2 protein-coding genes are annotated in these 8,281 nt (G+C 64.1%); both read left to right on the top strand.

Annotated elements, in window-relative coordinates; translation table 11 throughout:
* Positions 1–14: 14 nt before the first annotated feature.
* Positions 15–6,989, top strand: a complete 6,975-nt coding sequence (locus QWY79_RS05960) for an Ig-like domain-containing protein (protein WP_290270865.1) — start codon at positions 15–17, stop codon at positions 6,987–6,989.
* Between the two features lie 120 nt (positions 6,990–7,109).
* A partial coding sequence (locus QWY79_RS05955; protein ID WP_290270863.1) for a TolC family outer membrane protein occupies positions 7,110–8,281 on the top strand: 1,172 nt, incomplete at its 3' end.

The following is an 8,281-nucleotide window of genomic DNA, read 5'->3' as shown; positions in this document are numbered from 1 at the left end:
GCGTGGAAGGTGACGTGGTGGTCAACTACACCATCACCGACGCCGATGGCGACACCAGCGACGCTACTCTGACGATCACTGTGGCGCCGGACTCCGAGCCCGAGGTCGAAGTGCCGACGGATCCCTCGGATCCGAACGAGCCCAGTGAGCCCATCGACCCGGATGACCCGGATCTGGACGACGACCCGGCGGCCGGCGACGCGCTGTACGTGGTTGACGAAGCCGGCCTGCCAGGCGGCAGCGACGAAGCCGCCAACAGCGAGACGGTCAGCGGCACCCTGGACATCGCCACCGGCGGTGATGACCTGGCCGCGGTGCGCATGACGCACAAGGGTGACACCACGGACGTCACCGGTGGCGGTGAGATCACGACCGGTCTGGGCACCCTGACGGTGACCGAGAACGCCGATGGCAGCTATGCCTGGAGCTACACCCTCGACACCAACAGCACCGATCACAGCAGCGACGGCACCGCCGCCGATGCCGTGCGCGAGCTGTTCGATATCCAGGTCGAGGACAGTGACGGCGATACCGCCGACTCGACGCTGGGCATCGACGTCAAGGACGATGTGCCGACCCTGAGCATTGACGACACCCCGGCCACGGTGACCGAAGGCGAGACCGTCGACGGCACCTGGACCACGGACAGTGGCGCGGACACGCCGGCGACCGTCACGGTCACGGCGGGTGGTGATACCCAGACGCTGGACATGAGCGCGACGACCAACAGCGTCACGCTGAACACCGACGCAGGCGAGCTGACGGTCAATGCCGACCAGACCTGGAGCTTCGTGGCCAACGACAACCAGGATCAGGCCAGCGGCACGCCCAGCGTCGACTTCACCATCGCCACCGAAGATGCCGACACGGATACGGCCTCGGATAACCACACCATCGAGATCACCGATGGCGCGGATCCGACGCCGGGCGATGCGTCGGGCAATGGCAGCACGGCCAGCCTGGCCGTGGATGACGCCGATACGGAAAGCACATCCAGCAGCACCGACACCGGCACCATTGCCTTCACCGCCGGCAGTGATGACCTGACCTCGTTCACGTTCGGCACCACCGACCCGACGGTGACCGGTCTGGCCAGTGGCGAGACACTCAGCTGGACCACCAATGGTGACGGCGATCGCGTGGCCACGCTGGACAGCACCGGCGAGCAGGTACTGACACTGTCGCTGTCGAATACCGGCACCATTGCGGCCGGCACCAGCGGCAATGTGACGGTCACCGCGACCCTGGCCGAGAACCTGCCGCACGCGGCGTCGGTTGACTCGCTGAGCATCAGTGGCGTCGAGGTGATCGCCGAAGACATCGATGGCGGTACGGCCACCGGCAGCGCGGATATCGCGGTGGCGGATGACGAACCGAGCGCGGTGGACGACAGCACCGACACCGCCGAAGACACGCCGATCACCTACAACGTGCTGACCAACGGCGACGGCACCAGCGACACCCAGGGTGTCGATGGCGCGACCCTGACGGCCGCCAGCCTGGCCGACCCGAGCCAGGGCGATGTGTCCATCGATCCCAATGGCGAGGTGACCTTCACACCGGCCGGGGGCGTGGAAGGTGACGTGGTGGTCAACTACACCATCACCGACGCCGATGGCGACACCAGCGACGCCACCCTGACGATCAATGTGGCGCCGGACTCCGAGCCCGAGGTCGAAGTGCCGACGGATCCCTCGGATCCGAACGAGCCCAGTGAGCCCATCGACCCGGATGACCCGGACCTGAACGACGACCCGGCGGCCGGCGACGCGCTGTACGTGGTCGACGAAGCCGGCCTGCCGGACGGCAGCGACGAAGCCGCCAACAGCGAGACGGTCAGCGGCACTCTGGACATCGCCACCGGCGGTGATGACCTGGCCGCGGTGCGCATGACGCATAACGGCACCACCACGGACGTCACCGGGGGCGGTGAGATCACGACCGATCTGGGCACCCTGACGGTGACCGAGAGCGGCGGCAGCTACAGCTGGACCTACACCCTCGACACCAACAGCACCGACCACAGCAGCGACGGCACCGCCGCCGATGCCGTGCGCGAGCTGTTCGACATCCAGGTCGAGGACAGTGACGGCGATACCGCCGACTCGACGCTGGGCATCGACGTCAAGGACGACGTGCCGACCCTGAGCATTGATGATACCCCGGCCACGGTGACCGAAGGCGAGACCGTCGACGGCACCTGGACCACGGACAGTGGCGCGGATACGCCGGCGACCGTCACGGTCACGGCGGGCGGCACGAGCCAGACGCTGGACATGAGCGCGACGACCAACAGCGTCACGCTGAACATCGACGAAGGCGAGCTGACGGTCCAGGCCGATCAGACCTGGAGCTTCGTGGCCAACGACAACCAGGATCAGTCAGGCGGACCTGTACCGTTCGACTTCACCATCGAGACCGAAGATGCCGACACGGATACGGCCTCGGACAGCCACACCATCGAGATCACCGATGGCCCAGGCCCAGGCAAACCCGGTGATGACCCGGGCATACCGGTTTTGAGGCTGAAGGACGAAGAAACCCTGGGCGGCTCGAGCAGTAGTGCGAGTGTGTCGGTATCCTTTACGGCGGGTAGTGATGACCTGACCGATTTCAAGTTTGCTGATACCGAGCCGACCGTGAACCAGATCGCCAGTGGGGAAACAATCAGCTGGAGCACCAATGATGACGGCGATCGTGTGGCCACGCTGGACAGCACCGGCGAGCAGGTACTGACGCTGTCGCTGTCGAATACAGACACCATCAGCGCCGGTACCAGCGGTAACGTGACGGTCACCGCGACCTTGACGGAAAGTCTGCCACACGCCATTGATACCGACTTTCTGTACACGTCGGCGGGTATCGACATCATTGCAACGGATATTGACGGTGATCAGGACACGCAACCGGTAACTGTCTATGTGACGGATGATGAGCCGACCCTGAATATTGTCGATACCCCGGCCACGGTGACCGAAGGCGAGACCGTCGACGGCACCTGGACCACGGACAGTGGCGCGGACACGCCGGCGAGCGTCACGGTCACGGCGGGCGGCACGAGCCAGACGCTGGACATGAGCGCGACGACCAACAGCGTCACGCTGAACACCGGCGCAGGCGAGCTGACGGTCCAGGCCGACCAGACCTGGAGCTTCGTGGCCAACGACAACCAGGATCAGGCCAGCGGCACGCCCAGCGTCACTTTCACCATCGATACTGAGGATGCGGATAACGACCCCGCCTCGGATAACCACACCATCGAGATCACCGATGGTGCACCTCCGACGCCGGGTGATGGCTCGGGCGCTGGCGATACGGCCAACCTGGCCGTGGATGACGCCGATACGGAAGGCCCATCCAGCAGCACCGACACCGGCACCATTGCCTTCACCGCCGGCAGTGATGACCTGACCTCGTTCACGTTCGGCACCACCGACCCGACGGTGACCGGTCTGGCCAGTGGCGAGACACTCAGCTGGACCACCAATGGTGACGGCGATCGTGTGGCCACGCTGGACAGCACCGACGAGGAAGTCCTGACACTGTCGCTGTCGAATACCGGCAACATTGCGGCCGGCACCAGCGGCAATGTGACGGTCACCGCGACCCTGGCCGAGAACCTGCCGCACGCGGCGTCGGTTGACTCACTGAGCATCAGTGGCGTCGAGGTGATCGCCGAAGACATCGATGGCGGTACGGCCACCGGCAGCGCGGATATCGCGGTGGCGGACGACGCACCGACCCTGAATATTGTCGATACCCCGGCCACGGTGACCGAAGGCGAGACCGTCGACGGCACCTGGACCACGGACAGTGGCGCGGATACACCGGCGAGCGTCACGGTCACGGCGGGTGGCGCTCCCCAGACGTTGGACATGAGCGATGCCGCCAACAGCGTCACGCTGAACACCGGCGCAGGCGAGCTGACGGTCAATGCCGACCAGACCTGGAGCTTCGTGGCCAACGACAACCAGGATCAGGCCAGCGGCACGCCCAGCGTCACTTTCACCATCGATACTGAGGATGCGGATAACGACCCCGCCTCGGATAACCACACCATCGAGATCACCGATGGTGCACCTCCGACGCCGGGTGATGGCTCGGGGGCAGGAGATTCGACAAGCCTTTCCCTGGCCGATGCTGCGACCGTGGGTGCTGCCAGCAGCAGTGACAATAATACCCTGACGTTCACCGCCGGCAGTGATGACCTGACCTCGTTCGCGTTCGGCACCACCAACCCGACGGTCACCGGCCTGGCCAGCGGCGAGTCGCTGACCTGGAGCACCAATGGTGCCGGCGATCGCGTGGCCACGCTGGACAGCACCGGCGAGCAGGTCCTGACACTGTCGTTGTCGAATACCGGCAACATTGCAGCCGGCACCAGCGGCAATGTGACGGTCACCGCGACCCTGGCCGAGAACCTGCCGCACGCGGCGTCGGCTGACTCGCTGAGCATCAGTGGCGTCGAGGTGATCGCCGAAGACATCGATGGCGGTACGGCCACCGGCAGCGTGGAGATCGAGGTGGCGGATGACCTGCCCAGCGCCGAAATTGACGATACGCCGGTCACGGTGGAAGAAGGTGAGACGATAGCCGGTAACTGGACGATGAGCAGCAGTGCGGATACGCCCAATGTCGTGACGGTTCGTGTCGATGGCGAGGACAAGGAGCTGGACATGAGCTCCACGGCCAATAGCGTCGCATTCACGGCGCCTGAGGGCGAGCTGACGGTCAATGCCGACCAGACCTGGAGCTTTACCGCCAATACCAACCAGGACCAGACCAGTAACCCGAGCCTTGGCTTCCGTATTCAGGCTGAAGATGCCGATGAGGATACAGATGGTGATACTCTCACCATCACCATCACCGATGGCGCGGATCCGACGCCGGGTGATGGCTCGACCAACAGCAGCACGGCCAGCCTGGCCGTGGATGACGCAGAGACCGACGGCACAGCCAGCAGCACCGACACCGGCACCATTGCCTTCACTGCCGGCAGTGATGACCTGACCTCGTTCGCGTTCGGCACCACCAACCCGACGGTCACCGGCCTGGCCAGCGGCGAGTCGCTGACCTGGAGTACCAATTCGTCGGGTCAGCGAGTGGCGAGCCTGAATGGTGAACAGGTGCTGGCCCTGACCCTGTCGGATACCGGCACCATTGCGGCGGGTGACAGCGGCAGCGTGACGGTTGAGGTCGAACAGTTCGATGCCCTGCCACATGCCATGGGTGGTGACGCCTTGACGATCAGCGGGGTCGAGGTGATCGCCGAGGATGTCGATGGCGATCCGACCACCGGCAGTGTGGATATCGAGGTGGCGGATGATGAGCCCAGTGCGGCTAATGACACCGCCTCGACCGGCGAGGAAGAGTCCGTCACGGTCAATGTGCTGGCCAATGACGATGCCGGCAGCGACACACCGGCCGTGCTGACCGGTGCCACCCTGGTGTCCGGTCAGGGTACGGTGACCACCGATGCCGCAACCGGCGAAGTCACCTTTACGCCGGACGCCGGCTATACCGGCACGGCGCAGATCGATTACACCATGGAAGATGCCGACGGGGATGAGGCCTCGGCGCAGTTGAGCGTCGATGTCGTGCCCAACCAGCTGGTCATCGGCACCGGTGGTGATGATCCGAACCTCGAGGGCGGTGGCGGCAATGATGTGCTGATCGGCGATCCGGGCGGTACCAAGACGGTGATCGAGCCGGCCGAGGATTACAATATTGCCATTATTCTGGACCGCTCCAGCAGTATGGGTCGGTATCTCAGCAATGGTGACACCCGCTTCGAAGGAGCACAGAAGGCCATCAACGCCATCTTGGAAGAGTTTGCCGCCTTTTCCGGTACGATCAACCTTCATATCAATATGTATGATGAAAGCGGCTTTGACGAGGGCATCATCCAAAGGGATTTCGGGGAGTTCGATGGCGATAAACTGTCCGATGCCCAAGATTGGGTGAATGACCAGGATGATGGTTACGGCACCTATGCCCAGTTCGGCTTTGATGCGGCGACCGACTGGTTCTCCTCGCAGAACAATGATGCCCAGAACCTGGCCTACTTCATCGCCGATGGTACCGAGAGCTCCGATAGTGACCTGCAAGCCGCCCAGACCGCCTACCAGTTGATGCGTTTGATTGCTGACCCGATTGTCGAGGCCATTGCACTGGACAGGACGGTCGATGTTGAAGAGTTGAAAAATTTTGATACGGATGGCGACGTGCCGGTTGCAGATACGGCAGAAGAGCTTACCAATATCCTGAAGGGCGGCTCGACCATGCTGGAAGAGGCCGATCTGGGCGCCGACATCCTGAATGGTGGTGCCGGTGATGATATCCTCTTCGGCGACAGCGTCGATCCCGGCAACCTGACGGGCACCGACCCCGATGGCGATACCGTCAACGGCGAGCCGCAATCCGGGTATTCCGGCCTGATTGACTTCATCACTGAGGTCGATGGCGCGGCTCCTGATGATGGCCGTACCCTGGAGTTCATCAAGAACAATTATGAGGACCTGGTGAATACGGCCCGTGCGGATGGCGGTGGTGATACCCTGAATGGTCAGGCGGGGAATGATACCCTGATCGCTACCAGCGGGGATGATACTCTCAATGGTGGTGCCGGGGATGATCAGATGCTGGGTGGAACCGGTGCCGATATCTTCGCCTGGACGTTGAATGATGGTGGTACCGCCGCTGCGCCCGCCGATGACACGGTCACGGATTTCGGCGACGGCGATGATACCCTGCAGCTGGGCGAGCTTCTGGAAGGCTATGATGGCGACCAGTCGGCCTTGAACGACTTCATCAATGCCTCCTATGACGGCGCTGATACCGTCCTGCATATCAAGACGGATGGCGGCATCGCAGCGGATAACGGCAATGCCGATCAGGTCATCACCCTCAGCGGGTTCAGCGAACACTCGGGTACTTCGCAGGAGATTCTGCAAGCGATGGCCGATAGTAGTCAGCTGGATGTAGATTAAGGATCCTGGCTGTGACCGGCGTCGCTTCGGCGCCGGTACTGTATCGAATGGACTCGGTCGTGCAAGGCTGAGCCCGCACACAATCTCGGTTTCGCCTCTTTCACACGCAGGGAAGTGAACATGTCAAAGCACTCCTTCAAGACCGCGCAGCGCTCAGTCCTCTTCAAACGGCCGATGCTGGTCGGACTCATGGTGGGGGGCCTGTCGGTCGCGGCATCCCATGCCCTGGCGCAGATCCCGGCCCAGGACCCGGACGCCGCGGCATCGTCCGATCAGGCAGCGGCCTTCCCCGACGACACGACGTCTCCCGGTTCGGCCACGCTCCAGTCGGTGGTGAAGCAGGCCATCACCAGCAACCCGGAAGTCCAGGCGGCCTGGAACGGCTTTCAGGCCGCGGGCCATGATGCGGAGGCGGCGCGCGGCGGCTTCCTGCCGCAGCTCGATGCCACCGCCGGTGTCGGCATCGAGGACCGCGAGAACGACCGGCGCGGCAGCTACGACACCGAGTACGCCGAGCTGACCCTGCGCCAGATGATCTATGACGGCTTCGCCACCAGTAATCAGGTCGAGAACCTCGAGAAGGCCGAGCTGGTGCGCTACTACGAGCTGCTGGGGGCCAGCGAGAACACCGCCCTGGAAGTCACCCGGGCCTACCTGGATGTGCAGCGGCGGCGCGAGCTGGTCGAGCTGGCCCGCGGCAACTATCAGCGCCACAAGCGCATCTACGACCAGATCCGCGAGCGCGTCGAGTCCGGCGCCGGCCGCGGGGTCGACCTGCAACAGGTCCAGGGGCGCCTGGCGCTGGCCGAGTCCAACCTGCTGACCGAGGCCTCCAACCTGCATGACGTCTCGGCCCGCTTCCAGCGCCTGGTCGGCGAGCTGCCGTCGGAATCGCTGGCCGAGGCGCCGACCTTCGACGGCCAGATCCCCGGCGATGTCAGCCAGGCGCTGACCCTGGCCTATGAAGGCAACCCCGACTTCCACGCCGCCATGGCCGACATCCAGGCCAAGCGCGCCGAGCGTGAGGCCAGCGAAGCGGCCTTCCATCCCCAGCTCGACCTGGTGGGGCGCACCGGCACCTACCTGGGCAGCGGCAGTGGCGGCAGCTTCGTCGGCGACGAGCATCAGTCGCGCAGCAGCATCGAGCTGGTCGCCAGCATGAACCTCTACCGCGGCGGCAGTGACCTGGCCTCCTTCCGTGCCGCCAGCGAGCGCGTCGAGCAGACCATCAGCCTGCGCCGCAAGGCCTGCGTGGATGTGCGCCAGACCACCCAGATCGCCTTCAACGACAC

This window comes from Halomonas sabkhae (genome assembly GCF_030409265.1).
Taxonomy (GTDB): domain Bacteria; phylum Pseudomonadota; class Gammaproteobacteria; order Pseudomonadales; family Halomonadaceae; genus Halomonas; species Halomonas halmophila.
This window is presented reverse-complemented; position numbering and strand designations above follow the sequence as displayed.